Origin of the sequence: Weizmannia sp. CD-2023 (assembly GCF_036225245.1) — a bacterium.
Taxonomy (GTDB): domain Bacteria; phylum Bacillota; class Bacilli; order Bacillales; family Bacillaceae_C; genus Weizmannia; species Weizmannia faecalis.
The window spans coordinates 1-2,329 of record NZ_JARTJQ010000155.1; the positions used below are offsets into that span (position 1 = coordinate 1).

General features: G+C 38.4%; 1 protein-coding gene and 2 pseudogenes. All 3 read right to left on the reverse strand.

What is annotated here, in order from left to right; genetic code table 11:
* A pseudogene (locus P9687_RS17140) lies at window positions 1-814 on the reverse strand (hypothetical protein); the annotation flags it as partial.
* A 384-nt stretch (window positions 815-1,198) separates the two neighbouring features.
* Window positions 1,199-1,573, reverse strand: a complete 375-nt coding sequence (locus P9687_RS17145; RefSeq protein WP_035191235.1) for an immunity 22 family protein — start codon at window positions 1,571-1,573, stop codon at window positions 1,199-1,201.
* 12 nt (window positions 1,574-1,585) lie between these two features.
* Window positions 1,586-2,329, reverse strand: a pseudogene (locus P9687_RS17150) (hypothetical protein); the annotation flags it as partial.

Consider the following 2,329-nt stretch of genomic DNA (forward strand, 5'->3'; position numbering starts at 1 on the left):
CGATATCGAGCGGCGCCAGTACCCCACGGAAGACTCTTTCCCCGGTGCCGAGTTCCCTGCCCGAAATCCAGTCCTTTCCGGTGGCGGCTGATTCCAACTCTAATGTACCATATGCGATGCCCAGAGCCAATCCTGCCGGCGGACAGATGATTGAGGTGCCGACAATGACGGCTAGGCTTGCGATCTGGCCCCAGAATTCTTTTTTCTCCTGCCCGTCACGGATCGAGTCGTACTGAAAAGCACGTGAATGCAGGACAGCCTGTTCGTAATCTTTTTCGGAAATCTCCTGATCCGGGTTTTGCAGTTTCCAATTGTCATATTCCTCTTTCATTTTCTTCGCATAAGCGTTACTGCCGCTGAATAGGTCTTCCAGCCCGACTTCTGCCTTTGGAACTTCCATGGTGTTCGAGCCGTACTCGCCTGGGATGACAACCGTTTCTTTGGCGCCGATTCTGTTTGTAGTTTTCACATCCGTAATTGATAAGTCGCGCATTGCCGTGGCAAATGCGTCGATATCCTGATAAAAAGGTTCATCAATCGTGCGGTCAACAATATCGCCGATTTTTCCTGCAAAGTCATAAAGCACTTTGAAATCTTTGTAGATCCCCTGGTAAACCCCTTTATGTCCGGTATGTGAAAATGAAATGGCGCCGTCGACGTCATATTTGGCGATGGCAGACTGGGCTTCCTCCAAATTTTCACTGATGTCTTTCAGGCTATCGATCATGCCTTTGCCCCAGGCGCCCAGACCAATTAAATTGCCAATCCCCTGCCTTGTTTTTTCCCAGTCTGAAGGGATATATTTGACATCCACCCGCTTATACCTCCAGTTTTTCAATGTTATCTTAAATAGTGTCGATACAAATAATAGTTAATTTTCTTCGCTTTACGAATTAACATCCATGAAGAATATTCAGGATAAAATAAAAAAACACTGCCACTTTGTAACCTTCTGTTAAAAATAGCCACATATAAATTAAAGTTTGATTTTTATACAAAATCTTGAGTTCATTCTATATAGTGGGGAAAAGAAACTTGCTGTATATTCAATTAAGAATCAAAATGTATGACGATTTGTCATACGAACTTAAAATATACATATTTCAATAATCCAGTCTTATTCTTGTTCTCACCATTAAGCTACTTTTTAAAAAAGTAATTTCTTTTTTCCGGATTCCCAGCCCTATTAAACATACTCTTATTCATAATTAATAGAAGTAATAAAATCAAAATTATTAGCTGAATTAATTTTATTGTTATATTCAAAGTTATATATTAAGATTACTGCATTATACGTTTTTTTTAGTTTCAAATTCTTTGTAACTTTAGGAATTATAATATCTTCATATGAACAACCTTTTAATAAATTGGAAATATCATTACTACTATTCTTATAGACCTCTTTTTCTATAGTATCCTCATCCGTTTCATCCATATCAATATTGAAATCAATAAAAAATTTAGAAGGGACAGACTCGCCATTTTCATCGTATATTAAATTTACATACTGTTCTAAAGAATCCCTATTTTTGATGTTGCCAAACCAAATAGAAACCCATCCTTGTTTTTCCATTATAAATTCCTCCTATTTCAATCTCAGACCTTCTGGTAAAGACGAAATTCCACCTTTTAGTCTATAATTTGCCCAATTATTAAGTCTTCTAACAAATGTATTGTAGTCATTTGAAGTATCTATTATTTCTAATAATTCATTATGTGCTTTAGTTGAACCCAATCCTCCATGAATCCCGTTTGGATTGATGAACTTGACATCAGATATAGCTGTCCTTAATTCTTTAATCTCTTCAGCACTGATATTCCAAAACTTAAACTGTGGAGCTCTCGAAACTAAATGCCACTCATGTAGGCCTCCAGGGGCTCTAAGCTGGCGTTCGATTTTCTTTCTAATCCTTTTATCTTTCCACAGTTCATCTAATTCACTGCTTGTAAGCGAATTAAAAAATTCATTAAATTTCCCACTTTTTGCAGTTGGTATATCTTCAACAGTCATTTTTGCTATATCTTTTATATCATTAATATTACCTATACCCGTATCCTTATCCTTATTAACTGGCCTACTCCCGATATTAACCTCATCCGTCTTGCTAAACAGCGCCCTTACCCCATTCTCAATCGTATGCGTATTTTCTGCAGGGGCCCGTATACTCCCTACCCCTTCGGCTAAGAGGCCCATTTGGCGTGAGGGAAGGATGTTTTTGGCAAAGGTGTGGGTGGAATCCATTAATCTTGCTGTATCTATTATATCATCCGTCACTTTTTGTTTCACTTTTCCCGGCACTTCTTTCGCCCACGCCTTCGCACTTCGGAT

Coding starts and splice junctions, on each gene's coding strand:
- P9687_RS17145 (WP_035191235.1), bottom strand. CDS start 1,573: ATGGAAAAACAAGGATGGGTTTCTATTTGGTTTGGCAACATCAAAAAT.